30 protein-coding genes are annotated in these 26,959 nt (G+C 70.3%); 17 read left to right on the top strand and 13 right to left on the bottom strand.

The features are described 5' to 3' along the window. The first annotated feature begins 16 nt into the window (after positions 1–16). Together ACSHV8_RS14270 and ACSHV8_RS14265 are read left to right on the top strand one after the other, a co-directional pair. Positions 17–1,477: a benzaldehyde dehydrogenase gene (locus ACSHV8_RS14270; RefSeq protein ID WP_436533153.1), complete on the top strand. Its 1,461-nt coding sequence runs from the start codon at positions 17–19 to the stop codon at positions 1,475–1,477. 100 nt (positions 1,478–1,577) lie between these two features. Next, positions 1,578–3,257 (top strand): metallophosphoesterase family protein, encoded by a 1,680-nt coding sequence (locus tag ACSHV8_RS14265; protein WP_436533152.1) that lies wholly within the window; start codon positions 1,578–1,580, stop codon positions 3,255–3,257. A gap of 54 nt (positions 3,258–3,311) precedes the next feature. On the opposite strand, the gene ACSHV8_RS14260 is transcribed toward ACSHV8_RS14265, so the two are convergent. The 5 genes from ACSHV8_RS14260 to ACSHV8_RS14240 form a co-directional block, all read right to left on the bottom strand. Beyond that, on the bottom strand, positions 3,312–3,656 hold the full coding sequence (locus ACSHV8_RS14260; protein ID WP_436533150.1) for an STAS domain-containing protein: 345 nt from the start codon (positions 3,654–3,656) through the stop codon (positions 3,312–3,314). Between the two features lie 72 nt (positions 3,657–3,728). Continuing rightward, positions 3,729–4,595, bottom strand: a complete 867-nt coding sequence (locus ACSHV8_RS14255) for a hypothetical protein (RefSeq protein ID WP_436533148.1) — start codon at positions 4,593–4,595, stop codon at positions 3,729–3,731. A gap of 49 nt (positions 4,596–4,644) precedes the next feature. Then, positions 4,645–5,583 (bottom strand): hypothetical protein, encoded by a 939-nt coding sequence (locus tag ACSHV8_RS14250; protein ID WP_436533146.1) that lies wholly within the window; start codon positions 5,581–5,583, stop codon positions 4,645–4,647. 136 nt (positions 5,584–5,719) lie between these two features. Next, positions 5,720–6,805: an aminopeptidase P family protein gene (locus tag ACSHV8_RS14245; protein WP_436533144.1), complete on the bottom strand. Its 1,086-nt coding sequence runs from the start codon at positions 6,803–6,805 to the stop codon at positions 5,720–5,722. After that, positions 6,802–8,304: an MFS transporter gene (locus ACSHV8_RS14240; protein WP_436533142.1), complete on the bottom strand. Its 1,503-nt coding sequence runs from the start codon at positions 8,302–8,304 to the stop codon at positions 6,802–6,804. The genes ACSHV8_RS14245 and ACSHV8_RS14240 overlap by 4 nt, the downstream gene beginning before the upstream one ends. Positions 8,305–8,437: 133 nt before the next feature. Between ACSHV8_RS14240 and ACSHV8_RS14235 the strand changes: the two genes are divergently transcribed. The 8 genes from ACSHV8_RS14235 to ACSHV8_RS14200 all read left to right on the top strand — a co-directional run bounded on the left by ACSHV8_RS14235 (position 8,438) and on the right by ACSHV8_RS14200 (position 15,808). Further along, the gene (locus ACSHV8_RS14235; RefSeq protein ID WP_436533140.1) at positions 8,438–9,646 is read left to right on the top strand and encodes a threonine/serine ThrE exporter family protein; all 1,209 of its coding nucleotides are present in this window, start codon (positions 8,438–8,440) and stop codon (positions 9,644–9,646) included. Next, positions 9,643–10,854 carry a threonine/serine ThrE exporter family protein gene (locus ACSHV8_RS14230; RefSeq protein ID WP_436533138.1) on the top strand — a complete coding sequence of 404 codons (1,212 nt, stop codon included), beginning with the start codon at positions 9,643–9,645 and terminating at the stop codon, positions 10,852–10,854. Before ACSHV8_RS14235 ends, ACSHV8_RS14230 begins: the two co-directional genes overlap by 4 nt. A 36-nt stretch (positions 10,855–10,890) precedes the next feature. Then, a complete protein-coding gene (locus ACSHV8_RS14225; RefSeq protein WP_436533136.1) occupies positions 10,891–11,331 on the top strand; it encodes a DUF2231 domain-containing protein in 441 nt (146 codons plus the stop codon). After that, on the top strand, positions 11,328–12,758 hold the full coding sequence (locus ACSHV8_RS14220; RefSeq protein WP_436533134.1) for an APC family permease: 1,431 nt from the start codon (positions 11,328–11,330) through the stop codon (positions 12,756–12,758). Before ACSHV8_RS14225 ends, ACSHV8_RS14220 begins: the two co-directional genes overlap by 4 nt. Beyond that, complete coding sequence (locus ACSHV8_RS14215; protein WP_436533132.1) at positions 12,755–13,153, top strand: hypothetical protein; 399 nt, start codon at positions 12,755–12,757, stop codon at positions 13,151–13,153. Before ACSHV8_RS14220 ends, ACSHV8_RS14215 begins: the two co-directional genes overlap by 4 nt. A 1-nt stretch (position 13,154) precedes the next feature. Further along, a complete protein-coding gene (locus ACSHV8_RS14210; RefSeq protein ID WP_436533130.1) occupies positions 13,155–14,492 on the top strand; it encodes a dipeptidase in 1,338 nt (445 codons plus the stop codon). Positions 14,493–14,544: 52 nt separating this feature from the next. Beyond that, positions 14,545–14,904, top strand: a complete 360-nt coding sequence (locus tag ACSHV8_RS14205) for a YybH family protein (protein ID WP_436533129.1) — start codon at positions 14,545–14,547, stop codon at positions 14,902–14,904. A gap of 133 nt (positions 14,905–15,037) precedes the next feature. Next, complete coding sequence (locus ACSHV8_RS14200) at positions 15,038–15,808, top strand: DUF2927 domain-containing protein (RefSeq protein ID WP_436533127.1); 771 nt, start codon at positions 15,038–15,040, stop codon at positions 15,806–15,808. Between the two features lie 46 nt (positions 15,809–15,854). Here the strand turns inward: ACSHV8_RS14200 and ACSHV8_RS14195 are convergent, their stop codons facing one another. Genes ACSHV8_RS14195 through ACSHV8_RS14175 form a run of 5 tightly spaced genes read right to left on the bottom strand, consistent with a single transcriptional unit; the run spans position 15,855 to position 18,555 of the window. Continuing rightward, positions 15,855–16,376 (bottom strand): HdeD family acid-resistance protein, encoded by a 522-nt coding sequence (locus ACSHV8_RS14195; protein WP_436533125.1) that lies wholly within the window; start codon positions 16,374–16,376, stop codon positions 15,855–15,857. Beyond that, positions 16,373–16,804 (bottom strand): DUF7144 family membrane protein, encoded by a 432-nt coding sequence (locus ACSHV8_RS14190; RefSeq protein ID WP_436533123.1) that lies wholly within the window; start codon positions 16,802–16,804, stop codon positions 16,373–16,375. Before ACSHV8_RS14190 ends, ACSHV8_RS14195 begins: the two co-directional genes overlap by 4 nt. Before the next feature lie 38 nt (positions 16,805–16,842). Then, a complete protein-coding gene (locus ACSHV8_RS14185; protein WP_436533121.1) occupies positions 16,843–17,517 on the bottom strand; it encodes a potassium channel family protein in 675 nt (224 codons plus the stop codon). Further along, a complete protein-coding gene (locus tag ACSHV8_RS14180; protein WP_436533119.1) occupies positions 17,514–17,735 on the bottom strand; it encodes a hypothetical protein in 222 nt (73 codons plus the stop codon). The genes ACSHV8_RS14185 and ACSHV8_RS14180 overlap by 4 nt, the downstream gene beginning before the upstream one ends. A 10-nt stretch (positions 17,736–17,745) precedes the next feature. Next, entirely contained in the window at positions 17,746–18,555 is an 810-nt protein-coding gene (locus ACSHV8_RS14175; protein ID WP_436533117.1) for a M48 family metallopeptidase, read from the bottom strand. Positions 18,556–18,709: 154 nt separating this feature from the next. Between ACSHV8_RS14175 and ACSHV8_RS14170 the strand changes: the two genes are divergently transcribed. After that, positions 18,710–19,987, top strand: coding sequence for a diacylglycerol/lipid kinase family protein (locus ACSHV8_RS14170; protein ID WP_436533115.1), 1,278 nt, complete (start codon positions 18,710–18,712; stop codon positions 19,985–19,987). A 70-nt stretch (positions 19,988–20,057) separates the two neighbouring features. Here ACSHV8_RS14170 and ACSHV8_RS14165 read toward each other — a convergent pair whose 3' ends face one another. After that, on the bottom strand, positions 20,058–20,600 hold the full coding sequence (locus tag ACSHV8_RS14165) for a hypothetical protein (protein ID WP_436533114.1): 543 nt from the start codon (positions 20,598–20,600) through the stop codon (positions 20,058–20,060). A gap of 105 nt (positions 20,601–20,705) precedes the next feature. Between ACSHV8_RS14165 and ACSHV8_RS14160 the strand changes: the two genes are divergently transcribed. Genes ACSHV8_RS14160 through ACSHV8_RS14150 form a run of 3 tightly spaced genes read left to right on the top strand, consistent with a single transcriptional unit; the run spans position 20,706 to position 22,378 of the window. Further along, on the top strand, positions 20,706–21,095 hold the full coding sequence (locus ACSHV8_RS14160) for a hypothetical protein (RefSeq protein WP_436533112.1): 390 nt from the start codon (positions 20,706–20,708) through the stop codon (positions 21,093–21,095). Between the two features lie 15 nt (positions 21,096–21,110). After that, positions 21,111–21,524, top strand: a complete 414-nt coding sequence (locus ACSHV8_RS14155; RefSeq protein WP_436533110.1) for a DUF7144 family membrane protein — start codon at positions 21,111–21,113, stop codon at positions 21,522–21,524. After that, positions 21,521–22,378 (top strand): YihY/virulence factor BrkB family protein, encoded by an 858-nt coding sequence (locus tag ACSHV8_RS14150; protein WP_436533108.1) that lies wholly within the window; start codon positions 21,521–21,523, stop codon positions 22,376–22,378. Before ACSHV8_RS14155 ends, ACSHV8_RS14150 begins: the two co-directional genes overlap by 4 nt. Here the strand turns inward: ACSHV8_RS14150 and ACSHV8_RS14145 are convergent. Both ACSHV8_RS14145 and ACSHV8_RS14140 read right to left on the bottom strand, forming a co-directional pair. Continuing rightward, positions 22,372–22,908, bottom strand: coding sequence for an Rv1733c family protein (locus ACSHV8_RS14145; protein WP_436533106.1), 537 nt, complete (start codon positions 22,906–22,908; stop codon positions 22,372–22,374). The genes ACSHV8_RS14150 and ACSHV8_RS14145 overlap by 7 nt on opposite strands. A gap of 84 nt (positions 22,909–22,992) precedes the next feature. Next, positions 22,993–24,495 carry a hypothetical protein gene (locus ACSHV8_RS14140; protein WP_436533104.1) on the bottom strand — a complete coding sequence of 501 codons (1,503 nt, stop codon included), beginning with the start codon at positions 24,493–24,495 and terminating at the stop codon, positions 22,993–22,995. Positions 24,496–24,759: 264 nt separating this feature from the next. Here ACSHV8_RS14140 and ACSHV8_RS14135 point away from each other — a divergent pair, with 264 nt between their 5' ends. The 3 genes from ACSHV8_RS14135 (at position 24,760) to ACSHV8_RS14125 (ending at position 26,951) form a co-directional block, all read left to right on the top strand. Further along, a complete protein-coding gene (locus ACSHV8_RS14135) occupies positions 24,760–25,251 on the top strand; it encodes a hypothetical protein (protein WP_436533102.1) in 492 nt (163 codons plus the stop codon). A gap of 120 nt (positions 25,252–25,371) precedes the next feature. Beyond that, a complete protein-coding gene (locus tag ACSHV8_RS14130) occupies positions 25,372–25,743 on the top strand; it encodes a YciI family protein (RefSeq protein WP_436533100.1) in 372 nt (123 codons plus the stop codon). Further along, positions 25,743–26,951 carry an RNA polymerase sigma factor gene (locus ACSHV8_RS14125; protein WP_436533098.1) on the top strand — a complete coding sequence of 403 codons (1,209 nt, stop codon included), beginning with the start codon at positions 25,743–25,745 and terminating at the stop codon, positions 26,949–26,951. Before ACSHV8_RS14130 ends, ACSHV8_RS14125 begins: the two co-directional genes overlap by 1 nt. The last annotated feature ends 8 nt before the right edge of the window (positions 26,952–26,959 follow it).

Genomic DNA, 26,959 nt, shown 5'->3' with positions numbered 1-26,959 from the left:
GTGGAAGGACGTCACGGTGTTTCTGGACTCGTCGGACTGGCAGGGCAAGATCTACGTCGGTGGCTCGTGGGTGGCCGGCTCGGGTGGGGCGCGGGACGTGGTCGAACCGGCGACCGGGCAGGCGCTCGGCCGCGTCGGGATCGCCGGGCCGGACGATGTGGCCCGGGCCGCCGAGAGCGCTGCGCAGGCCCAGCGCGCGTGGGCGGCGACCCCGCACACCGAGCGGGCGGCGGTGCTGCGCCGGGCCGGGGCGTTGTGGGCGCAGCACGCCGACGACGTGGCCTGGTGGAACATTCGCGAGGTGGGTGCCGTGCCCGGCATGGCGGGGTTCGCGGTGCACGTCGCCGAGCAGGAGTGTTACGAGGCGTCCGGGCTGCCCGGGCGGCCGTACGGGGAACTGCTGCCGAGTGAGCAGCCGCGCCTGTCGATGGCGCGCCGGGAGCCGGTCGGGGTGGTCGGCGTGATCTCGCCGTTCAACGTGCCGATCATTCTCGGCATCCGTTCGGTGGCACCGGCGTTGGCGCTGGGCAACGCGGTCGTTCTCAAACCCGATCCGCGTACGGCGGTGACCGGCGGCGTCACCATGGCCCGGATCTTCGAGGAGGCCGGGCTCCCGGCCGGGCTGCTGCAGGTGCTGCCCGGGGGCGCCGACGTGGGTGAGGCCATCGTGACGCACCCGCTGATCCGGGTGATCTCGTTCACCGGGTCGACCGCGGCCGGCCGTCGCGTCGGTGAGCTGGCCGGCAAGCACCTCAAGCGGGCCCATCTGGAGCTCGGCGGGAACTCGGCGCTGATCGTGCTCGACGACGCCGACGTCGACGAGGCGGTGAACCTGGCCGCGTGGGGTGGCTTCTTCCACCAGGGGCAGATCTGCATGACGACCGGGCGTCACCTCGTACACGAAAGCATTTATGACGACTTCGTGGAGCGGCTGGCCGCCAAGGCGGCGAAACTGCCGGTCGGCGATCCGGCGCGGGACCAGGTGGCGCTCGGGCCGGTGATCGACGCCGGGCAGCGGGACAAGATTCACGCGCTGGTCGAGGCCAGCACCGCGGCCGGGGCGCGGCTGGCCGCCGGCGGCACGTACGAGGACCTGTTCTACGGGGCGACGGTGCTGGCCGACGCGACGCCGGAGACGCCCGCGTTCGCGCAGGAGATCTTCGGGCCGGTCGCGCCGGTCGCGCGGTTCGCCGGCACCGACGACGCGGCGCGGCTGGCCGCCGACAGCGAGTACGGGCTGTCGCTGGGCATCGTCACCCGGGACGTGATGCGCGGGCTGGCCCTGGCCGAGCGGCTGCCGACCGGGATCGTGCACATCAACGACCAGACCGTGAACGACGAGGCCAACGCGCCGTTCGGTGGGGTCGCGGCGTCCGGGACGGGTTCACGGTTCGGCGGGGCCGGGGCCAACGTGGACGCGTTCACCGAGACCCGGTGGGTGACCGTCCGCGGCCAGGCGCCCACGTATCCCTTCTGAGGCCGGGATGACTTAACCTCCTCCCGGCACTCCGGGAGGAACGACAATGGCCAACGAGTCCGAGAACGAAGCATCAATACCCCCGCACCGGCCCCGGGACATGACACCGGCGCAGCTCGGGTTCACACCGGCCAAGCCGGTGGCCTGGCTGTCGCCGGTGCAGCTGGCCGGGACCGGGCTGCGGGTGGCGCTCGCCTCGATCCAGGGCAGCTACCTGGACAAGCGGGAACTGCAGGGATCATTTCCCGACGAGGTGGACCGGGAGGTCGGGCCGGACGGTGACGCCTGGATCGACTTCGCGGCCGACCTCGGTGACGGGTTCGACGCCACCTACTCGGTCGCCTACCTGCTGGCGCAGCCGCAGCTCACGGTCGGTGACCACGTGCTGCCGCGCGGGCGGGCGCTGGTGCTCGGCGGCGACGAGGTCTACCCGACGCCGAGCACGGAACGCTACGAGGATCGGCTGATCGGGCCGTACCGGGCGGCGCTGCCGTCGGTGCCCGAGGGGCAGGAAACCCCGCGGATGTACGCGCTGCCCGGTAACCACGACTGGTACGACGGGCTCACCGCGTTCCTGCGGTTGTTCACCGGCACCCGCCGTACCGAGATCGGGGGTTGGCATCTTCCGCAGAACCGCTCCTATTTCGCGGTGGAGCTGCCCGGCGGGTGGTGGCTGCTCGCCCTGGACGACCAGGCGTCGACCTACATCGACGACCCGCAGCTGGAGTATTTCAAGCGGGTCGCGGAAGGTTTCACCGCGGACACCAAGGTGATCGTCGCGTCGGCCAGCCCGACGTGGGTGCAGGGCGCCGAACGGCCGGTGGTCTACGAATCACTCGACTACTTCGTGCGTACGGTCGTGACCCCGACCGGGGCGAACGTGCGTCTCATGCTGTCCGGCGACTGGCATCACTACGCGCGCTACAGCGGCCCCGATCGGGAGCTGATCACGTGCGGGGGTGGCGGGGCCTACCTCTACCCGACACATCAGCTGCCGGAGACCATCCAGGTGCCGCCGGCGCCGCTGCAGAGCACGTCGCCGCGGGAGACGTACACCCTTGAGTCGCGGTTTCCGAGCAAGCGACTGTCACAGACGTACGCCGCAAGCATTTTTGGTCGTCTCCCCAAACACAACCCGAGCTTCATCGCGATGATCGGCGCCGTGCACACCGCCATCGTCCTCGCCGTCGGTGGCGTGATCAGCAGCGGCTTCGGCAGCCCGCTGCAGAAATTCGCCCTCGTGCCACTGTTCATCCTGGTCGCGACCGTGATGGCCGGGACCTATGCGTTCGCGCACCTCAGCGACTCCGAACTGGGGCGGACCCGGCGGCAGATCCTCGGGTTGCTGCACGGCGTCGCCCAACTCGGGCTGGCCGCGCTGCTGACCTGGGCGTGGTGGGAACTACCGCTGCACGACTGGCGATGGCCGTGGTCACTGATCGCGACACTGGTCGTCTACGGGGTGGTGTCCGGGTTCGCGGCGACCGAACTGGTGGCGGTGTATCTGCTGTTCGGGGCCCGATTCGGGGTGAACCTGAACGAACTGTTCTCGGCGCAGGGGATCATCGATTCCAAGTCGTTCCTGCGGATGCATGTGGCGGCTGACGGGACGCTGACGATCTACCCCTTGGGGGTACGGCGGGTGGTGCGCCGGTGGCGGACGGCGCCCGACGGCGAGGCGCACTCGTCGTGGCTGGTGCCGGAGGACCGGCTGCACGCCCACCTGATCAGCGAACCGATCGTCCTCGCCCCGACGAAGGTGGACACCGCGGTCGTCTGACGGCGCCCCGGGTACCGGCGGTCCGTCCGATCAGGATCGCCGGTACCGGGCCGGTCACGCCGGTGTCTCCATCAGGTGGTCGAGGCCGATGACGGTGATCACCCGCTTGACAATGCCGATGGCGCCGGTCAGGCGGAACGACACGGCGGCGCGCTCGGCGGCCAGGTACCCGGCGATCAGGGCGCTCAGCGCCTCCGAGTCGATGAACCGGACCCGGTTGAGGTCGACCACGATCCGGGCGCCGGTCTCGGCCGCGGCCAGCAGCGCCGCGCGCAGTTCGAGCCGGGATCCGATGTCGAAGGAGCCGGCGAGGCCGATCCGGCACGTCGGTCGGCCGTCGCTGTCGGGTTCGACCTCGTTGGTGTGGATCGTGAAGTAGTGGTCCGGCACTTTATCCATTTACCAGCAGTATGTCCGGGCGGTCGTCTCACCCCGACGGCGCGGCGGATAGTTCCTCCGAACGTGCGCGTCTCAGCGGCCGTAGTGCAGGTTCGGGTGGGCGGGCCCGCCGAGTCCCGCCGAGATCCGGTCGAGCAGCTTCCAGTACTCGGTGCCGTCCGGCGTGCCCTCGGGCTCTTCGGCGTGCGTTTCGTCGCGGGCGGAGGCGGCACCGGCGATCTCGGACGTCGTCGAGGCCCAGTCGTCGCCGGTCAGGACGATGCTGAGGCCGGCCTGCGCTCGCACGTCCGCGGTGATCCGCCGCAGGCGTTCGCGTGATTCGTCCTCGGACCCGCCGGACCAGCTGGTCGGGTTCTCGGCGGCGAACGCTTCCGCCTCCGGGAAGATCTCCAGCAGCGACCGCTTCTCCGCCGCCGTGAGCGTGACCGTGTATCGACGGCCGGGGTCGACGCCGAGCTCCCGCACCGCATCGATGTCGGTCGCCGCGCTCAGGTCGGTGAGATCGGCCGCCACCGTGAACTCGCACCACTGTGACCAGCCGGTTTCGACCCAGGCGGCGCCGGTCGCGCGCCACCGGTACGACTCCCCCGGCGCCAGGCCGGGATCCTGCACGTCGAACATCGCGACACCGTCGGCGGCCACCGGCGTCACGCCCTTGACCGGATCGTCCGAGGCGTTCAGCGCCCGCAGCTCGAAGGTGGCTTCGGTGGCGCCGGGAAAGACCGCCGTGAGGTCCGGCGTCGTCGTGGTCACCACCGGGCGCTCCGATCCGCGCAGGCAACCCGGCACGCCGTCGGTCAGCAGTCGTTCCGGCGGGTCGCTCGGCGCGGCTTCCCGGTCCGCGTCCGCGCAGCCGGCCGACACCATCGAGGCCGCGACCGCGACAGCCAGGACAAAGCGCCATTTCCCGCCATAATGGCTGCTCAGGGTAGGTCTCATCGGCGCTTCACGGTGGCAATTTACAAGATCCTTCCGACGTACGGGTTCGTCAGGCCGGACGGAACGGGTTCGGGTCGGAATCGTCGGGATACGGATCGACCGGATCGCCGTACTGATCGAATGTCTCGCCGGGGTCGACGGCCGCAACGGGCGCGGCGACCGGCGCGGCCGGTTCGAGGGCCGCGGCCAGGGCGGCGACGATCGCGTCCAGCCGGGGACGCAGCAACCGCCAGTCGCGGCCGGCGGCCAGGGCCTCGTTCTCGGCGTCGACGGCGTTGACCAGGTCGCGGAGGATTCCGGCGACCTGGCTCGCGTAGGCCTGGCGTTCGCCGTCCGGGGTGGTCTCCAGCAGGGCCGCCCAGCGCGCTTCCAGGGAGGTCAGGTCGTCGCGGACCGGCGGCCAGGCCAGACCTCGCTGCGCCGCGGCGGCTGTGGTCAGGATCGGCGGGAGGCGCACGCCGAGCACGGTCCGGGTCTCGCCGGCCAGGCCGCGGGCCTCGGCGTCCCACCCGGCGACCTTGCCGCTGCGGTTGGCCATCAGCAGCGCGACCAGGCCGGTGAACAGCCCGATCAGCAGCAGCCAGCCCCAGGCGCCGAGCCCGCCGCCACCGTCCTCCGACGCCGGCACGACAGCCGCCGAAGTGGACGTGGTAGCCGCCGCGACCGGTTCCTCGGCGGTCGCCTGCGTCTTCGTCGGCTCTTTGGCCGGCTCCTTGGTCGGCTCCACCGTCCGCGTTTCGCGGGTGCGCGTCGGCTCGGGCTGCGACGTCTTCGTGGTCTCATCCTCGGTGGGTGTCGGATCGGGCTTCGACGTCCGCGTGGTCTCGTCGTCGGTAGGTGTCGGCTGGGTGGTCCGGTCCACGGTGCGTTCCACGGAGGGCCGGTCGGACGGCAACCCCTGCGGCGCCCCGTCCCCGCTGCAAGCCGCAACGGCCAGGAGCAGGCCGGCGATCAGGAGCACTGCTGCCGGCCGTCGCCGAGCGTCCATCGATTTCCACCCCTCAGGAGAAGTTTTGAAGGCGGGGCGCCGGCCGGACACTGGTGGCGAACCTCTACGGCCGGCGCCCCGCACCCGCCGGCGACCGACCCCCATCGGCCCCGGCGTACCCACTGCGGTGAAATGCTCAGGCGACCACGTGCAGGTCACGGCTGGTGTTGTTGAGCCGCCGCCCGCCCGTCTCGGTCACGGTGACGATGTCCTCGATCCGCACCCCGAACCGGCCGGGCAGATAGATGCCGGGTTCGATCGAGAAGCACATTCCGGGTACGAGGACCTGCTGCTCCCCTTCCACCAGGTACGGCGGTTCGTGCGTGGTCAGTCCGATCCCGTGCCCGGTCCGGTGGATGAAGTACTCGCCGTACCCGGCCTGCTCGATGACCCGCCGCGCGGCCCGGTCGATCTCCTGGCACGGCACCCCGGGCCGCACCGCCTCGAACCCGGCCTGCTGGGCGCGTAGCACGACCGCGAAGACGTCCTGCTCGTCCGGGGTGGGCGGGCCGACGTGCACGGTCCGGGTGGTGTCCGACCCGTAGCCGTCCTTCAGCCCGCCGAAGTCGAGCACGACCATGTCGCCGCGCCGGATGACCCGCTCCCCCATCTCGTGGTGCGGGTTCGCCCCGTTGGGCCCGGACCCCACCACCGTGAAGTCGACCTGCGAGTGCCCGTGCGCGGTCAGGAGGGCGGCCAGGTCGGTGCCGACCGCGCGTTCGCTGCGCCCCTCGAACCGTACGGAAAGAATCTCGTGATAGGCCGCGTCAGCGGCTTTCCCGGCGGCCGCGAGCCGTTCCACCTCGTCGGTGTCCTTGACCGCCCGCAGCATGGGAAGTGTGCCGGTCATCGACGTGTAGGACGACCCCGGCAACGCCTGCTGGAGTCCGAGCAGGTGCATCGCCCAGGCCGAGTCGGAGATCGCGTAGCGTCCGGTCGGGTCGAGCAGACGGGCCACGGCCGCGTACGGATCGGTCCCGTCGCTCCAGTCCGTGATCGCCAAGGGCACGCCGCCGGCGTCGCCGCGCTCCAGCACGGGCAGGATCAGGTGCGGATCGTGGTCGGCGTCGAGCACCAGCATCGTGATCCGCTCGGTGATCGCCGTCGGCCGGTAGCCGGTGAAGTAGGTCAGGTCGGGTCCGGGCGTCACCAGCAGCCCGGTCAGGCCGGCCGACGTGGCCTGCGCGACCGCGCGTTCCATCCGCCGCAGAAAGTGTTTCATCGGGTGCCTCCGGTGGGCCGGGTCGGGATGGTGTGGCTGGTGGCCGCCGCGGCGGCGGCCAGGTGCACGGCGGTGGCCGGCTCGCCGCGTTGCCGGCGCAGCAGCAGGGCCAATGCGACTCCGCCGGCCGACATCAGTGCCAGCAGCAGCGCGCCGCCGGCCAGTCCGGCGGTGAGCGCGTCGGCGGCCGGTGCGCCGGACGTGGTGCGGCCGTCGGTGACCGCGGTGGAGACGGTGGCCGCGGCGGCGACCGCGAGTGATCCGCCGACGTACCGGGCCATGTTGGAGATGCCCGACGCCTGGCCGACCTGGTCCTGGTCGACGGCGCTGGTCGAGGCCGACGACGCGGGGCCGTTGGCCAGGCCGAGCCCGACCGACAGGACGATCAGCGGGAGGACGAAGGCGGTGTACGCCCAGGACGGTGAGACGAAGACCAGGGCCGTGAACCCGGCGGTGGCCAGTCCGAATCCGATCGCTACGGCGTACCGTGGCCCGATCCTGACCGCGAGTGGGGTGATGACCGGCGTGACCACGATCATCGCGGCCGCCGCGGGCAGCGTGGCCAGGCCGGCCTGCAGCGCGGTCATGCCGAAGCCGTCGGGGTTCTGGAAGTAGAGGCTGAGCAGGTACATCAGCGCGTTGATGACGCCGGCCACCAGCAGGATCGCGATGGTCGAGCCGACCAGGACGCGGTTGCGCAGCAGGCTCAGGTCGACCAGGGGCGCGGTCGCGTGACGTTCGGCCTGGACGAAGCCGAGGCCGCCGAGCACGGACAGGACCAGGCAGGCGATGGTCGGGAAGGACAGCCAGCCCCAGCTGCCGCTCTCGCTGAGCGCGAGGACCAGCGGGACCAGCGCGACGGCGACGAGCACGGTGCCGAGCAGGTCGATCTCGCGGGGCCGGTCCGGGTCGCGCGACTCCTTGACCTTCAACCAGGTGAGCGGCACGCAGAGCACCGCGACCGCCGCGTCGATCCAGAACAGGCCGGGCCAGCCGGTCGATCCGACCAGGACGCCGCCGATCAGCGGGCCGGCCGCGGCGCCGATGGCCGACGCCGCGCCCCACATCGTGATCGCCCTCATCTGCCCGGTGCCGGCCGAGTCGACCGAGAGCAGGCTCATGCCGCAGGCCAGGATGGTGGAGCCGGCCGCGCCCTGGATCATCCGGCCGGCGATGATCCCGCCGGCCGACGACGAGAGCGCGATGAGCGCGCAGGAGAGCACGAACAGCAGCAGGCCGAGCAGGAAGATCCGGCGGCGGCCGAAGACGTCGCCGAGCGCGCCCGAGGTGACGATGACCGCGGCGCCGACCAGCATGTAGCCGGTCACCGCCCACTGCAGGGTGTCGACCGAGGCGCCGACGTCCTGGCTGATCGCCGGGAGCAGGATCGTCACCGCGGACGTGTTGGCGTTCACCACCAGCGCGGACACGCAGGCCGCGAGCAGCACGCCGAGTCCTGCCGTGCGATCGGCCTGGGCCGGTGAATCGGTCGCCGCCATCTGCCCCTCCTCGAACCGGATGCGAAGAACCGGATGCGAACCGGATGCGGTCAGCCTCTCGGCGGCGGGCCGATCGAGCATCGCTCGCGCCGGATGAATCGCCGGGCCGCCCGGTCCGCCTACCTTCCTCGGCATGGACGAGCGAGAGCTGCAACAGTTCCTGCTCTATCTGGGCAGCGCGCTCACCGCGGCCGGGGAGGCGGTCAATCAGATCGAGGAGCACCTGCTGAAGGTCGCGGCCGCCTACGGCGCGCCGCGGGCGCGGGTCAGCGTGCTGCCCACCTACCTGGTGGTGTCCCTGGAACCCGGGCAACCGGTCACCCTGGAACCGACGCGCCAGCTCCGCGGCGGGTTGCGGTTGGATCAAACCGCTTTGGTGTACGACGTGTTGCGCGCCGCCGAGCGGGGCGAGGTCTCCCCCGCGGCCGGCAGCGAGCAGGTCCTGGCCGCGGTGCAGATGCCTCCGCGGTTCGGTCCGGTGATCCGCACGCTCGGGCACGCCGTGCTGATCGGCGGCATCTGCCTGATCCTGGCTCCGACCTGGGCCGACATCCTGCTCGCGGTGCTGTTCGGGGTGGTGGTCGGGATGATGCGGCTGGCCGGCGCCCGGTGGGTCAGCGCTCAGATGATCATGCCGGTGGTGGCCGCGTTCACCGTCTCCGGCGCGACGTTCCTGCTGGCCGGCACCGGCTGGGCCGACGCCGACCTGCGCGCGATGGTCGCGCCGCTGGTGACGTTCCTGCCCGGGGCGATGCTGACCATGGGCGTCGTCGAGCTCTCCGCGTACGAGATGATCACCGGCTCCAGTCGTCTGGTCGCCGGAGCCCTGCAGCTGCTGCTGCTGGCGTTCGGCATCATCGGCGCCGCCCACGTCGTCGGCGTGCCCGCACCGGCCGCCGAGGACTACGTCCCGAACACGGTCGGCTGGTGGGCGCCCTGGCTCGGCCCTCTCGTGGTCGGTATCGGCAACTACCTGCTGCTGGCCGGTCCACGACGCTCGCTGGGGTGGCTGCTGCTGGTGCTCTATTCCGGATGGCTCAGCCAGTACCTGGGCAACCTGGTGCTCGGCGGCTACCTGAGCGGGTTCATCGGCGCGCTGGTGCTGACCCTGGTCGCGTACACGGTGGAGCGGTTCCCGTCCGGCCCGCCCGCGCTGGTCTCCTTCCTGCCCGGGTTCTGGCTGCTGGTGCCCGGCGTGCTGACCCTGATCGGGGTGACCGAGTATCTGGGCCAGGACACCGTCCGCGGCTCGGAGGACCTGATCGGTGCGACCGCCTCGATGGTGTCGATCGCGCTCGGTGTGCTCTGCGGGCACCCGCTGTTCCGGGCGGTGGCCCGATGAGCACCACCGAGAAAGGGCTGCTGGAGCTGCTCGGGCCGCTCACCGAGTGGCTGCTCGCCTCCAGCTTCGAGGGGACCGTGCGGTGCGAGGCGATCGTCGAGGACCTGGGCCGGCACTACGGCCATCGGGTCGAGGCGACGTTCCTGGCCGACGCGGCCCTGCTGACGGTCGGCGACCGCACCCTGTCGTTCACCCGCGAACCCGGCGTGCCGCCGTTGCACCAGGTCACCCGGGTCAAACAGCTGCTGCTGCGGATCGGCGACGGCCTGCCCCCGGCCGAGGCGGCCGAGCGGCTGGCCGCGATCCGGGCGCTGCCGCCGCGCTGGTCACGGCCGTGGCAGGTGCTCGGGCTGGTGGCGTTCACCGTCGGCTTCGGCGTCTCGGTGCAGGCGACCTGGCAGCAGGTCGGCGTGTCGGCGCTGACCGGGCTGCTGATCGGCCTGCTCGTGGTCGCCGGCGGCGGGCACCGGCGGCTCGTCCTGATCGAACCGTTCGTGGCGTCGCTGCTGGTCTCGGTGGTCGTGCTCGGGCTGGACCGGCACGGCCTGATCACCGGCGGGCCGATCCAGCTGATCATCCCGGCGCTGTTCTACTTCATCCCGGGCGACGCGATCAGCGCCGCCGCCCTGGAGCTGGCCGCGAACCGGATGACCGCGGGCGCGGCCCGGCTCGTCTACAGCACGGTCGTGCTGCTCGTGCTCGCGTTCGGGGCGCTGATGGCGACCGTGGTGCTGCGGCTGCCGCGCAGCGCGCTGTTCGACGTGACCGTGCCCGGCACCCTCGGGCCGGTCGCCGTGTGGGGCGGCTGGGTGCTGTTCGCGCTCGGGGTGATGCTGACGTTCTCGATGGCGCTGCGGGACTTCCCGTGGGCCCTGGGACTGATCCTGCTGACCGCGGCGGTGACCGAGGCCGGGACGCGGGTGCTGGGCGATCCGGCCGGCACGTTCCTGGGCGCGTTCGTGATGATGACGGTGGCGCTGCGGCTCGGGCGCCGGCCCGGGCGGCCACCGGCCTACGTGCTCTACCTGGGCGCGTTCTACGTGCTCACGCCCGGGTCGCACGGGCTGCGCGGGCTGGAGAGCTGGATCGGCGGGCACCCCGTGCAGGGCGTCACCGGGGTCGCCGACATGGTGTCGTTACTGGTCGCGATCGCCGTGGGCATGCTGGTCGGGGCCGCGGCGGCCGGGCGGTTCATCCGTACGGGATGACGCTCTTGATCTTGATCGGTCGCACCCTCGGAAGCCATGCAGAGCCGCAACCCGGTGCAGCCCGTGCTGCTGATGTTCCCACTCGGCCTGTTCGCCGTGGCGATCATCCTGGACCTGGCCACGATGCTCGGGGCGCCCGCGATCATCGGCACGCTGGCCTACTGGAACGTTCTCGCGGGACTGGCCGGCGGCGTCTTCGGCGCGGTCGTCGGCCGGCCGCGGGTGACGATCCTGCTGCTCGACCTGGGGGTGCTGTTCCACTTCGCGGTCCTGGCCCTGATCCGGGTGCGCTCCGGCGACCGCGTCGCCGATCCGAGCCTGCTGCTGCTGGAGCTGCTCGGATTCGCCGTGGCGCTGGCCGCGTCGTGGTGCGGCGGGCGGCTGGACCCGAACCATTCCGCAGGGATGAGACGGCCGATATCCAGCTCTGCCGATGATTCGGCCGGACTCATCCCTACCCGAAGGGAGGCGGCGTGAGCGCAGAAGCGGAAGACCAGGCGAGCTCGCCACCGAAAACCGCGCAAACCCTGAAGTACATCTCGTGGGTGGCCCTGGCCCTGATGACCACCAGCTCGGTGGCCAGCCTGCGCCCGTCACCGACCATGGCCGTCTACGGGCTGGCCAGCATCTTCCTCTACATCGTGCCGGCCGTCGTGTTCCTGCTGCCGACCGCGCTGGTCTCGGCCGAACTGGCCTCCGGCTGGGACGGCGGCGTCTTCAACTGGGTCAGCCAGGGCCTGTCCAAGCCGATGGGTTTCCTGGCGGTCTGGTGCCAGTTCGCCATGACCATCTTCTACTACCCGAGCCTGCTCGGCTTCGTGGCCAGCACCCTCGCGTACGTGATCAACCCGGACCTGGCCTCCAGCGGCCTGTGGACCGCCATCGTGATCATGGTCTGTTACTGGGCCGGCGTCTGGGTGTCGTCCCGCGGCACCAGCGGCGTCGCCGGCCTGGCCAGCGGCGGCCTGATCATCGGCACCCTCGTGCCGGGCGCGCTGCTGGTCATCCTCGGCATCGCGTTCCTGGGCCAGGGCAACGAGTCGGCCGCGCCGATGACCGCCGATCACCTGCTGCCGGCCTGGGCCGGACTGTCCAGCCTGGTACTGATCGTCAACAACTTCCTGTCCTACTCGGGCATGGAGATGAACGCGGTGCACGTCTCGTCCCTGCGCAAGCCGGGCAAGGAGTTCCCGCGGGCGATGTTCCTGGCCATGGGCCTGGTCCTGCTCATCTTCATCCTGCCCGCGCTGGCCATCAGCTGGATCGTGCCGGCCGAGGAGCTGTCGCTGACCGCCGGCGTGATGCAGGCGTTCGACGCCGTGTTCGCCGCGTTCGACTCGCAGTGGCTCACCCCGATCCTCGGGATCATGCTGGTCGCGGCGTCGCTCGGCGGCATGCTGACCTGGCTGGCCGGACCGTCGCGCGGACTGCTGCTGATCTCGCGCCGCGAAGGCTACCTGCCGCCGTTCCTGCAACGGCTCAACAAGCACGGCGTGCAGCAGAACATCCTGGTCACACAGGGTCTCGTCACCACGGTGATCGCTCTGGCGTACGCGTTCATCCCCGACGTCTCCAGCGTGTACTGGATCTTCTCGGTGATCACCACGCAGGTCTACCTGATCATGTACCTGCTGATGTTCGTGGCCGCCGTGCGCCTGCGCCGCACCCAGCCCGACCATCCGCGCGGCTACCGGGCGCCGATGCTGACCGGGCTGTGCGGGATCGGTTTCGCCGCGTCCCTGGCCGCGCTGCTGATCGGGTTCGTCCCGTCGTCGCAGTTCGGCGGCGGCAACGTCGGCACCTACCTGGCGATCGTGGCCGGGGGCGCGCTCGGGCTGGGGCTGCTCGTCCCGTACCTGTTCTACCGATTCCGCAAGCCGTCCTGGAAGGAGGCCGCCGCGTGAACCGCTGGGTGTACGTCGTCGTCGGAGCCGTGTTCCTGCTGCTCGCCGGGGTCGCGCTGGTCTCCTACCACGGCAAGAAGGAGACCGAGCAGGCCAACGCCAAAGCTGACCAACTGCAGACCGCTCTGTCGGCGGCCGGGCTGCGGGTGCCCTACAAGGACAGCATCGTCCGGGTCCTCGGCGACGACGGCGGCGCGGTCTGCTACAACCCCGACGACGCCCTGCGCCGCGGCATCCTCTACGGGATGATCACGAACGGCGCGGCCGGGCCCGGGCAACGGCCGGTGCTCGCCGACAACAAACTCCTGCAGGGCCAACTGCTGATCATCAAGGTCTACTGCCCGCAGTACATCGACGCCTTCCAGGACGTCATCGCCGACCTGAAGGACGCCTGACATGGACCTTCGCGCACACATCGACGAACTCATGCCCCGGGCCCGCGCCGACCTGGCCGACCTGGTCGCGATCCGCTCGGTCGCCGATCCGCGCCAGTTCCCGCCGGCCGAGTGCGAGCGGGCAGCCACGTGGGTGGTCAACAATTTTGCCCAGGTCGGCTTCACCGACCTGGGCCTGCACCTCACGGCCGACGGCAGTCAGGCGGTTTTCGGCGTACGGCGGGTAGCCGCCCCGGACGCACCGACCGTGCTGCTCTACGCCCACTACGACGTGCAGCCCCCGTTGGACGACAAAGCCTGGCGGACGCCGCCGTTCCAGCTCACGCCGGTGGGCGGGCGCTGGTACGGGCGGGGCGCGGCCGACTGCAAGGGCAACATCGTCATGCACCTGACCGCTCTGCGGGCGCTGGGTGACGACGTACCGGTGAATCTGAAGTTGATCGTGGAAGGTTCCGAGGAGCAGGGCACGGGCGGCCTCGAAGACTTCGTGACCCGCAACCCGGACCTGCTGCGGGCCGACGCCATCCTGGTCTGTGACACCGGCAACGCCGCGGTCGGAGCACCCGCGGCCACGGTGTCGCTGCGCGGCCTGGTCAACGTGGTCGTCACCGTGACCGCGCTCGGCGGGGAACTGCACTCCGGGATGTTCGGCGGGGCGGCCCCGGACGCCCTGGCCGCGCTCATCCAGATCCTGGCATCGTTGCGGGACCGGGCCGGGAACACCACGATCGCCGGCCTGGAGAACGAACAGACCTGGCTCGGGGCGCCCTATCCGCCGGCCCAGTTCCGCGCCGACGCCGGCCTCATCGACGAGGCCGGCCTCCTCGGCGACGGATCGGTCTCGGACATGATCTGGGCCCGCCCGGCCGTCACCGTCCTCGGCATCGACTGCCCGCCGGTCGTCGGATCCGCCGCGGCCATCCAGCCGCAGGCCCGGGCCCGGCTCAACCTGCGCGTCCCACCCGGCACGGACGCGGTGAAAGCGCAGGACGCGCTGACCGCCCAGCTGCACGCGGCCGCACCCTGGGGCGTCCGGGTCTCGGTCCGGCCGGAGGCACTCGGCCAGCCGTTCTCGGCCCGCACCGGCGGACCGGCCTACCAGGCCCTCTCCGCGGCGATGCGGGAAGCCTACGGCCGCGAGATGACCACCCTCGGACAGGGCGGCTCGATCCCGCTGTGCAACGTGTTCGCGGAAACCTATCCGTCCGCGGAGATCATCCTGATGGGAGTGGAGGAGCCGCTCGCCGCGATCCACGCACCGAACGAGAGCGTGGACCCGACCGAGATCGCCCGCCTGGCCCACGCCGAGGCACTGTTCCTCCAGCACTACCAGCGCTGATCGTCATCGGCGGGCCCGGCATCCCAGTGCCGGGCCCGTTAGCATCTCCACGATGGATCCCACGTCGTTCGTGCGCGGCTACGAGCAGGCCACCAACGCCCGCGACCTCGCGCGGCTGGCGCCGCTGATCGCGCCGGACGCGACGTACTGGTTCACCGACGGCTCCCACCACGGCATCACGGCGATCAAAGCGGCGATCGAACGCACCTTCGCCGCGATCCAGGACGAGGTCTACGAGATCCACGACCTGGAGTGGATCGCCGTCACCGACGACCTGGCCGTGTGCCGGTACCGATTCCGCTGGTCCGGCCGCGTCGACGGCAAGCCGGCCGCCGGTCGGGGCCGCGGCACGAACGTCCTGGTCAAACGGGACGGCTCCTGGCAGATGCAGCACGAGCACCTGAGCCGCTGACCTCACGCGAGCCGGGCCGTCGGTCTGTTGCAGCCGGGCGTCCGGCGGGTCGGACAGCGGGGGCCGGCGCGGTTTACGATCTCGGCGCCCGGCACCGCGGTCCATCGTGCGCAGCCGGATTCCGGAGGTCTGCGTGAATCGTTCGGCTGCCGCCCGTGTCCTGACGATGCTGGTGCTCGCGCCGGTCGCCCTGGCCGCCTGCGAGACGCCGACGCCCCGCGCGCCGGTGGCAGCCGCGCCGACGACCGCCGGACCTTCCGTGGAAGCCGGCACGGCGGCGCGGCGGCTCATGGGGCGGCCCTCCCCGACCGCGCCGGTCATCAGCCGGGCCGGGCTCGCCTATTTCTTCGCCGTCGCGTTCGGCTCCCAGTACGGCGACACCTATTCGGTGGTCACCAAGTGGACCGAGCCCACCGTCACGGTCCGCGTCCACGGCGGTGACGCGAAGAGCCTGAGCTGTCTGAACACGGTCGTCTCGGATCTGAACAAGCTCACCGCCACCACCGACCTGAAGCTCACCAAGAGCGACGCCGACATCGAGATGCATTTCGCGCCGTTGTCGGAGTTCAAGAAGATCGAGCCGCATTACGTGGCCGGCAACGACAGCTACGCCTACATCTTCTGGTCGGACCTGCACGCCATCACCAGCGCCACCGTCCTGGTCCGTTCGACCGGCATCAGCCCGACCGTGCGGTGTCACCTGATCCGCCAGGCGCTGACCAGGGGCATGGGTCTGCTGAAGGATTCCACGATGTATCCGAGCAGCATCTTCTACAACAGCTACTCGCCGGCCGTGACGAAGTACGACGCGATCGACGAGGAAGTCATCCGGCTGCTGTACGACGACGCGCTCTCCCCGGGTGACGACAAGAGGGCGGTCACCGCGGCGGTGACGATCAGATGAGCCGCGGCCCGGGGCTCCGCATCGTGGCGGAGCCCCGGGCCGCAGGTCAGGCCGGGTGGGAGCGGAGCCCGGCGATGCCGACGATGATGCCGCCGAGCCCGACGAAGCACAGTGTCGTCGCGCCGAACAGGATGAACGTGGCCAGGCCGAGGCCGGGCCAGACCAGGACGGCGATCGAGGCCAGGACCGCGACCAGGCCGAGGGCGATCCGCCATCCGCCGCCGGTGGAGCCGACCGAGGTGAAGATCTCGGCCAGCCCGTCCAGCAGCCAGCCGAGCGCGACGACGACCAGCAGCAGTTTGAGGGAGCCGGCGACGTTGCGCAGGCAGAGGATGCCGAGCAGACCGACCAGGACACCGAAGACGACGCCGAGGATGCGCGCGGTCACCGGGGCGTCCGGGACGAACAGGAACTGCCCGGCGCGGACGACGCCGAGGATCAGCAGGTTGAGGCCGAACAGGACGCCGACGACCTGCAGGGTCGCCGCCGGCCAGGCGAACGCGACGATGCCGAGAATCAGGGCGGCCACGCCGGCGGCCAGGCTGATCCAGCCGGAGCCGCGGTTCACCGATACCCCCGGACCTCGCGGCCGTGGACGGCGAGGGCGTAGATGACCAGCACGTCGGTGGCGATGACGATGGTGCACCAGACCGGGTAGGCGGGCAGGAACAGCATGTTGGCGAACGCGCTGAGCACGGCGACGATGATGCCGACGACCCGGGCCCACATCTGGCCGAGGAACACGCCGATGCCGGTGAGTACGGCGAGCGTGCCGAGCAGCAGGTGCGTCCAGCCCCAGCTGGTGTAGTCGAGGGTGAGGACCAGGCCGTTGCGGGTGGTCACGTAGTAGTCGTCCTTGAACAGCGCGACGAACCCTTCGATTGCCTGGAAGCCGCCGGTGAGCAGGAGCATCACGCCGGCGAAGACGACCGCACCGACCCAGGCGGTGGGTTCGCGGGCGGCAGTGGGCGGCAGGTAGGGCGCCTCTTCGGACATGTCGGGTCTCCTTAGGTAAGGGAACGGGTTCACGATGGTCATCGCGGGGCCGGGCCGATCGCGTCATCCCCGGTGGATGAGCCCCGGGCCCAGTTGCCGGGACGCCAGTTCTCGACCACCTTGGCGACGGCCGTGACCAGGAAGAGCTGGCCGGTGAGGGCCTCGAACACGGCGATCGTCTGGGCCGGGTTGCCGGCCGGGACCAGATCGCCGTACCCGGTGGTGGTGACGGTGACGAAGCTGAAGAACAGCGCTTCGGACAGCGTCGGGTCGCCGCGGTCGCCGAAGAGCGGTCCGGGCTGCAGTTGCGCCACGCAGGCGTAGGCGAACCCGAAGGCCATCCCGATCAGCAGGTACGCGGCGAGCGCCCCGAGCATGGTCTGCGCGTCGACCCGGTCGCGGCGGCCGAGGTCGCGCACGATGGCCAGGGGCGCCAGCAGGTACAGGGCGCTGGCCGCGGAGAACGCGATCGCGGTGAGCGGGCCGACGTCCAGGAAGCTGAGCACCGCCGCGGCCACCGCCAGTCCGAAGACGAGCGCGCCGGCCAGCCGCAGCCCGGGGCGGGCGCGGGCGACCCGCAGCGACTGCCAGACGGTGACGGTCTGCACGGCGAGCAGGACGGTGACCGTCCAGCGGCGGGAGGCGAGCAGCGCCAGCAGGTAGGTTCCGACGATCAGGAGCAGCACGACGCCGTACCCGAAGCGGGTTCTCATTCTTCGGATGCGTCCACGGGTAGCCGGCGGACCTCGATCAGCCGCAGGCCCAGCCCGTGGATGCGTGAGATCAGGCCGACCACCGCCGACTGGTCGGGCAGGTTGCCGTGCAGGACGGTCTCGGGCGGTTCCACGCTGACGGTCAGGTCGCGCAGTTCGTCGAGCAGTTCGTCGGGGATCACCCCGGAGACCCGGACCTGGTAGGTCGCGTCCGGCATGGTGCACCTCCTAGTCGACGGGCTGCAGCAGGCCGAGCCGGACCAGCCGCTCGATGCGCCGCACGGTGAACGGATGGGACTGCGGCAGCTGGGCCAGTTCGACCCAGAAGCCGCGCAGCGCCCGGCCCTGCCGGATCAGCTGCGCCATGTCGGTGGTGTGCTCGGTGTGCCGGCCGGATGTGAGCAGGACCAGCCCGGACGCGCCGGACGGGCACAGGTGGGCGCCGTGCCGGTCGCACGAGTACTCCCGCAGCCGCGACAGGGTCGGCCCGAGCACCGGGATCCGTTCCGAGTAGGCGACCGACAGCTGGTACCACAGTGCAACGTGGTGCAGCCGGATGTGCCCGAGTTCGTGTCCGAGAATGAACCGCAGCCCCTCCCGATTGTTCTGCTGCAGGTTGGCGAACAGCTCGTTGGAGAGCACCACGTAGTCGTGTCCGGTGGCCTGGGCGGCGAACGCGTTGAGCGTGCCGTTGCCGTTGGCCAGGTAGATCGTCGGCCGCCGGGGCAGTCCGAGGCGGTGCGCGAAGTCGTCGGCGGTCTTGTAGAGCTCGCCGTACTGGTGCGGGTTGAGTTCGACCGCGGTGCCGCGCACCGAGGCGCGCTGGGTCTCGCGGATCACCACCAGGGCGGGCACGAGCAGCAGCAGTCCGATGAACGCGCTGCGCACGGCGGTCGCCCAGCCGGTGCTCTCCAGCCGTTGCGGCAGATAGGGCAGGGTGACCGCGGCCCGCACGATCAGTCCGATGATGATCAGGTTGAGCACCACCATGAACACGTAGAACGGCAGCTCGGCCGGGTGCCGCAACCGTTTCGACACGGTGTCCTCCTTCCTGTCCCGCGGACCGGTGCCGCGGCTGTTGCCGACGATCCGCGCTGGGCCGCCGCGCCACCTCATCCCGCCCGAGTGAGGCCGGTCCCCGCCGTTCAAGGGAAGATCACCACCACGATTTCCGACGTACGGACGGAGCACCGTGACGACCGGCGATGGACGCCCCTGGATGGCCCGCCTCGCGTTCGCCGCCGCGACTGCCGCGACCGCCCTGGTCCTGGCCGTCGCCGGCCTCGCCGCCAGCCTCGCGCTGCTGCTCACCGCCGCCCTGGGCAGCGCGCTCACCCTGGTCGCGGCCTGGTGGTTCCTCACCCACCGGGGTCTGCCGCGCTGGGCCGCCGGCACCGTCGTGGTGCTGACCCCGCTGGTGGTGGCCGTTCTCTACGCGCGCGCGAACCTGATCGGTGTGGTCGTCTCGTTCGGTCTGCTCTGGACGGCCGCGGTCACCGCCGGCCGCCGCGCCCTGGCGGTGGCCCGGCCACCGGCGACGGTCCTGACCCCGGCCCCCGAGCGACCGTTCCTGATCATGAATCCGCGCTCCGGCGGTGGCCGGGTCGGCCGGTTCGGCCTGGACGAGCGGGCGCGGGCCCTCGGCGCCGAGGTGTTCCTGCTGGACGGTCCGGGCGTGGACGTGGCCGCGGTCGCCCGGCAGGCCGTGCTGGACGGTGCCGACCTGCTCGGTGTGGCCGGCGGCGACGGCACCCAGGCCCTGGTCGCCGGGATCGCGGCCGAGCACGACGTCCCGTTCCTGGTCCTGGCCGCCGGCACCCGCAACCACTTCGCCCTGGATCTGGGCCTGGACCGCGACGACCCGGCGGCCGGCCTGGACGCGCTCACCGACGGCGAGGAGCTGCGGATCGACCTGGGGCTGATCGGCGACCGGACGTTCGTGAACAACGCGTCGTTCGGCGCGTACGCGGCCGTGGTACGCAGCCCGGCCTACCGGGACGCCAAGCTGAGCACCGCGCTCGATCTGCTGCCGGACGTGCTGAACAGTCCGTCGCCGCTGCGCCTGACCGTCGGCGACCGCACCCTGGACGGGCCGCAGGCGGTGCTGATCAGCAACAACGCGTACCGGACGGACACCGGGCGCCGGCCCGCCCTGGACCGCGGCGAGCTCGGTGTGCTGGCCATCGCCGTGCACCATCGGCGCGGGCTGACCGTCACCACGGCCCGCGAGGCGATCGTGGACGCGGGCGGCGCGGACATCCCGGTCGGCGTGGACGGCGAATCGCTGGTGCTGCCCACGCCCGTACATCTGAGAATTTGTCCTGAGGCTTTGAGAGTGCGTGTCCCCCGGCAGCGACCCGGGGTTCCGGCCGCTCCCCCGCACCTGGACTGGGGACGGCTGCGGCGGCTGGCCTTCACCAGCCGCCGCGGGATCCGGTCGGTCAACGCCGGCGGGCGACACGCCGGGTGACGCGGCGGGCGGTACGGCGGCCCGTGCGACGGGCGACCCTGCGTGATCCGAACATGGTGGACTCCTCTCGTCAGGCTCCGGCGGTTTCCAGGTCGTGCAGTTGCTCGGCCTCGTCGGCGTTCAGCAGACCGATACCGATCAGGTCGAAGGGGCTGATGAAGCCGTCCGAGACCCGGTAGCCGCCGGCCCGGGCGATCGCGTCGCGCAGCGGCACCGCCCAGTGATGCTCGATCAGGATGAGCGCCGACGCACTGTCGTTCGGGATCTCGGCCAGCACGTCCCAGGCCTGCGCGTCCTCGAAGACGGCGACCTTCCCGGCGGCGTCGGCGGCGGCCGCCCCGATCGCGGCACCCGCCTCCATCCCGGTCTCGCCCTCGATGCCCAGGCCGACCAGGGCACCGATCTTGCTGCCGAGCTCGATCGCCTCCTCCCGGGTCAGGTTGCTCAGGTGCTCGACCTCCATCGCGCCGTTCTCGTCCTTGTAGACGGCGAGCGCGTCGATCACGCGGACCGTGTCGGTCTGCCGCAGGCGTTCCAGCTCGGCGATGACCTCGCCGTGAAAGTCCGGATGGCGGAAACCGAGCACGATCAGCTGGACGGGTCCGATAGCCATGTGATGCCCCTTTCGTCACCTCCGATCCTGGGTCGGGGCGGGCGGCAGCCGCCTCATCCGGCACGGGTGAGGACCGATCACCGCGGGCCGCGCGACGCTGGCGCCATGAAGCGCTACCTGGTCGTTCTGGTCCTGCTCCTGTCCGGTTGCACGGCCGCGCCGGCCGCCCGGCCGCCGGTCTGCGACAGCTGGGACGCGGTGCGCAACACTGTGGACCACATCCGTGACGTCAACGTCTCCGACAACGGGCTGTCCGCGCTGCGGCCGTACCTGACCCAGCTGCGCGACGAGTTGACCGCGCTCCACACCGACGCCAAGGCGCAGTTCGGCGCTCAGGCCGACGCGTTGCAGGTCGCGACCGACCAGCTCGGCACCGACCTGCGCGTCGCCCGGCAAAACCCCGACATCAACACCCTTGCCGCCGTACGGGCATCGGTGGCCGACGTCCGCACGACCGCGAACACCCTGCACAACGCCATGCTGTCGACCTGCTGAGAGAGGACGAGCGCGATGGAGATCGAGCGGAGCCGGGCCACCGGCTGGGTCGCCTGGGTGCTGTTCGGCGGGATCCTGCTGGTCCTGCTCGGCGCCCTGCACCTGAGCCTCGGCCTGGTCGCACTGCTGCGCCCCGAGTTCCTGGCCGGCGACCGGGCCGACCAGCTGACCGACCTGTCCCCGGCCGCCCTCGGCTGGCTGCACCTCGTGGTCGGCGTGGTCGCGCTGATCGCCGGCCCGGCCCTGATCCGTGGCCTGGACTGGGCCCGCGCGGTCGCGACCGGCCTGGCCGTGCTGGCCGCCCTGGTCAACTTCGTGTTCCTGGGCGTCTACCCGATCTGGTCGGTGATCGGCATCGTGCTGTCCGGGCTGATCGCGTGGTCGGTCGTGGCCCACGGCGGCGAGGTCGCCGACGCGTACGGGTCGTGATCGGCCGCCTCGACGACTGGCAGCGCCGGCACCGGACGCCCGGATTCCTCTGGGCCGTGCTGCGCAAATACCTCGACGACGGCGGGCCCCGCGAGGCCGCACTGATCACCTACTACGGGTTCCTCAGCCTGTTCCCGGCCCTGCTGCTGGGCGTGGCCGTGATCTCGCGCGCCCTGACCACCCGTCCCGAGCTGCGCCAGGAGGTGGTCGCGGCGATCGTGCCGGTGGCGCTGCGGGCCGACGTGGACGCGGCCGTCGCCGGCCTGCCGGCCTTCTCGGCCGCCCTGATCGTCGGGCTGGCCGGGCTCGCGTACACCGCCTGCGGGGTGGTGATGTCGGCCTACGCGACGCTCAACCACCTGGCCGCCGTCCCGCATCGACGCCGCTCCGGGCTGCTCTCGTGGGCGCTGCGCGTGCCGGCCGGGCTGGCCGTCCTGCTCACCGGTGTGGTCACCGCCGCGCTGCTGCCCCCGGCGGGCGCGTTCGTCACCGCGTTCACCGTCCTGCTGCTGGTCGCGTGGCTGCTGCTGGACCGGCCGGCGCCGCTGCGGGCCCTCTGGCCGGCCGCCCTGATCGGCGCGGCCGCGGTCACCCTGCTGCGCGCGCTCGGCTCGTCGGTGCTGCCCGGCCTGATCCGGCAGGCCGGGCCGGTCTACGGCGGATTCGCCGGGGTGGCCGCCGTGTTCACGCTGCTCTACCTGCTCAGCAACGTCCTGGTGCTGGCGGCCGAGGTGGCCGCGGTCCGGTGGGCCCGGCTGTGGCCCCGGGCCCTGGACAACAACCGGCCCACGACGGCCGACCTGCGCGCGTACGCGCTGCTGCGAGCGGAACAGGAACGGATCGGCAGTCAGTAACGTCCGCTGTCACGGCTCCAGATCGGGCCGACCTCCCGCCACTCCCGGGTCCAGGCCCGATCGCGGCGGCGGTCGATCACCGCCCGGACCAACCGGAGCAGGCCGACGAACCCGGCGGCCAGGCACAACAGCACGGCGATCCCGATCGTCACCGCCTGCGCCCCCGGCGAATGATTCGACGGCGGCGACTGCAGGACACCGGCCCGGTTCACCCAGATCGGCACCCGCTTCCCGGCCGGATCCCCGATCGTGGCCTGCACCAGACCGTTCTCCGCGGATCCGTCCGGCGCCCTCCAGACGGCCTTGACCGTGTCGGCCGTGGCGGTCTCGGCCAGCACGGCCTCCACCGGGAACAGGTTCTCCCGTTCCCACTGCCGCGCCCGCTGATCCGACCGGTAACTCGCCTGCCCGGCCTCCCAGGCCAGCAGCGGCGCCGCAGCCAGAAACGTGAGGACCAGCAGAAACACGAGCAAACTCTCCACCCGGTCCGAGGTGCGGCGCAGCCGGTTGCGCTCCCGTCGCCTGAACATGCCGCCAGCATTCGGGCTGCCCACCCAGATCGTCGCCACCCGCTCCGGATGATTGGCTGAACGCGCGGGCTGTGCCAGTTCGACTCAGTGTGTATCGCGGACAGCGAAGTAGATCGCGTTCTCCAAGTCGACTCGCCGACGCTCCTCTTTGGTCATGTTACCGCTGAGGAGCACACACGGTGTGCAAGAGCTTCCGGTAAAACTTCCGGGGCCGGACTCGAAGTAAAGGTGCCAAAGAATTATGAGGCTATAAGACCATTGGCCGTCGGTAAATCGCACAGCCGTTCCAGTCACTGTGGCATGATTGAAATCTACGACTATTCCTGAGTCCGTCTCGATCGAATCGAAATCAATTGACCCACCCCTGAGCATGGCAACCGCGAAACTCACTGCCGACACTTGAGGAATACCAAGGTGGTGGTAATAGTGCTGCGCCTGCTCCTCCTCTGTCAATGCTAGCAGATTTTTCAGGAACCCAGGAACATGATATTTTTCCGGATGGACAGCCTGCCTGATCCAGCATGCGCGGAAAGAGATCGAACCGTCAGCGATCACTGATTCGACAAAATTAACGGTCGACCCTCGAAAATCAGTCCGCCTAAATGATATCTGTGAGCCCTCTATCGTCGCACCCTGAAAGGTGATTTCGACCAGAACGAGGCGGCAGTCCTCAAAAGATATTTGCGTTCCTAGGAGCTGCGAATAACTGAACGCCGCAGCTTGCCACCTCATCGTCAGTTCACTCTCAAGCCTCTTTTTCCGACCCCTTTCTTGATCCATTAATCGTGTCCCCGAAAAAGAGATCGTCCCGCCCCTAAGTTCCGACTCACGAAGATCAAGAGCCCATCCTCTGCGGCCGGCCTGCTCGTCCCTACGCCCAAAGGTGGACCAACGACCTATTTGGGCCTTAACTACATTGATCGCACCGGCGGTCATAACCATACCGACAAAATCGAATTGACTCTCCTCTGTCTTAATCTCGTTGAGGTCCAAAGTTCCGCCTGACACAACCAGGCCCGGCAGAGCAACCTTGGTCCGGACAAAGCTACTACCGGCGAACGACAAAAGGTCGCCGTCGCAGAGCTCAAGGGAAGAACAGTCGATGATGCAATCGACAAATATCGCAGACATCCAAGAGAAGCCGCCCCCGACAAAACGGCAACTACTAAGGCGAACCTCGCTACCCCTTAGAACCGCGCCATCCAGCACCCCCGCGTCCAACGTCGCACCCGTGAGGTCGATGTCATATTCGGACCAGCTGTGAATCGCGTCGTACTGCAGATGCTCGGCGAGAAGTTCAATAAGAGCGACACGGACATCACGCTCGCCGGGAGGCGCATGCACAGGATCGTAGGGACGACGCAAATATTGACAGATAACTTTTACGTACCACTGCGGATCACCCCTCTCAATGGCAGAAGATCGGGCGAGATGCTGCACGCCACTCATCCGCGTCCCGACATCCGCACCGGCCAACAACTTGATGGCCTCGCTGTCGTTAAAGGAACCAGTCGACACTTGGAGCCCCTCCACCCGCGATTTCCGGACTTCCATGATCACAGCAGAGATGATCAAAATAATGGTCACGGGCCACGCCACCCAAAGCCAGGGTTGCCACGATTCCGGAAGATTTCCGGTCGCAACGTTTCCGGTCAAAGCCAGCAGTGCAGCCGTCAGACCGTTGCCACCGCAACGCGCTGAGTGCGGTGCATGCCCCACCTCCCAGATCGCCCAACTTCGATCATCCAGGCGAGGTCACATTCGCGGAAGTCTTGTTGATCAGAATGAACTGTCGGAAATCATCCCGGCAGTGTGAAGGTTCGGGCGGAGGCTTCGATGACGCTGTGCGCCATGAGCCGTGCGCGAATCCGCCTCACCCACGAGACCGAAGAGGCCACCGCCTCGGGCATCTACGGGATCATCGTGGGAGCGGCCGTCCTGGTGACGGCGCACGCGGTGGCGGCGTGGCGGGAAGTCCTGGCCGTCCTGGTGACGCTGACCGTGTACTGGGTCGCCGAGCGCTACGCGCGGATCGTGGCCGAGCGGATCCACGAAGGGCACCGGCCGGCCTGGCACGTGGTGCGGGAACAGCTGACCAGCGGCTGGGAGATCGTCACCGCGTCCGTACTGCCGCTGCTGGTCCTGATCGTGATCCGGGCGGCCGGCGCGCGGCTGCTCACCGCCGAGATCGTGTCGCTGGCGTGCAGCACGCTGCTGCTGTGCGCGGCCGGCTGGCGCATCGGCGCGGGCGGCCGGCTGACCACCCGCGAACGCCTCGTCTCGACGGTGGTGGCCGGAACGTTCGGCGCCGCCCTGATCCTGCTCAAAACCCTGCTGCACTGAGCTTGACCTGTGAAGACGTACGGCGGAAAGATTTTTTTGGGGTGGTGTCGATCCGCGGAAAGCTCGTTCGACGTTAGGGTGCGAAGGCCGAGAGGCGGCCCGGCGGACGAGGAGTTTGCGATGTCGAAGTACATGCTGATCATGCGGGGTACCGACGAGTCGAACGCGGCCATGATGGCGAACGTCGAGGAGATGATGGCCACCACCCGCCAGTTCATCGAGGACCTGTTCAAGGCCGGTGTCTACGTCGAGGCCGAGGGCCTGGACCTTCCGGAGAACAGCGTCGTGGTCTCGTTCGGCGGCCCGGCGCCGGTGGTCACCGACGGGCCGTACGGGGAGACCCGGGAACTGTTCGGCGGCTACTTCCTGATCGACGTCGCCTCGAAGGAGGAGGCGGTCGAGTGGGCCAAGCGGGTCCCGGCCGCGCCCGGCTCCCAGATCGAGGTCCGGCGCGTGGTCGGCGAGGACGAGGCCCCGCCGCAGGTCCGCTGATGGGTCCGGCCGAGATCGAGGCCGTCTGGCGGATCGAGTCGGCGCGGATCGTCGCCGCGCTGACCCGGTTCACCGGCGACTTCGGGCTGGCCGAGGACGCGGCGCAGGAGGCGGTGGCCGAGGCGCTGGTCTCCTGGGCCGACACGCCGCCGGCGAACCCGGGCGGCTGGCTGATGGCCACCGCCCGGCGCCGGGCCATCGACACGATCCGGCGGCGGGCCGTCCTGCAGGACAAGTACGCCCTGCTGTCCGCCGACGTCCCGGCCTCCGCGCCCGACGAGGAGATCGACGACGTCCTGGCGCTGATGTTCATCAGCTGCCATCCGGTGCTCTCCCCCGAGTCCCGGGTCGCGCTGACGCTGCGCGTGGTCGGTGGTCTGACGACCGAGGAGATCGCCCGCGCGTTCCTGGTGCCGGTGCCGACCGTGCAGGCCCGCATCACCCGCGGCAAGAAAACCATCGCCGCGGCCGGGATCCCGTTCGAACTGCCCCCGGCCGACGAGCGCCGGGAACGCCTCGGCGGTGTGCTCAGCGTCCTCTACGTGATCTTCACCGAGGGCTCGACGGCGACCTCGGGCGACCGGCTGGTGCGGCCCGACGTCGCGTACGAGGCAATTCGCCTGGCCCGAACCCTGGCCGCACTCCAGCCGGACGAACCCGAAGTGCACGGATTGCTGGCCCTTTGCGAACTGACGGCGGCGCGATTCCCGGCGCGGACCGGCCCGGACGGCCGGCCGATCCTGCTGGAGGATCAGGACCGGCGCAAGTGGGACCTCTCGGCGATCCGCCGCGGACTGACCGCGCTGGCCAAGGCGTCGGCGCGGGGAGGCCTGGGCCCCTACGGCCTGCAGGCGGCGATCGCCGCCACCCACGCCGCGGCGCCGTCGGTCTCCGAGACCGACTGGGAGCGGATCGTGGTGCTGTACGAGGCGCTCGGGCGGATCGCGCCGTCGCCGGTGGTCGACCTCAACCGGGCGGTCGCGGTGGCCATGGCGTCCGGCCCGGCCCAGGGATTGGCCATCGTCGACGAGCTCATCGCCTCCGACCGGCTCCCCGGTTCGCATTTGATTCCGACGGTACGGGGTGAGCTGCTCACCCGCCTCGGACGGCTCCCGGAGGCGCGGGCGGAGTTGGAGCTGGCCGCGCGGCTCTGCGCCAACCAGCGTGAACGCTCGGTCCTGCTGGGCAAGGCGGCCGCGCTCGATTAGGGACTGGT

This window comes from Actinoplanes sp. HUAS TT8, assembly GCF_051380535.1.
Taxonomy (GTDB): domain Bacteria; phylum Actinomycetota; class Actinomycetes; order Mycobacteriales; family Micromonosporaceae; genus Actinoplanes.
Note: the sequence above shows the minus strand (reverse complement) of the source record. Positions and strands in the feature narration are given on the sequence as shown.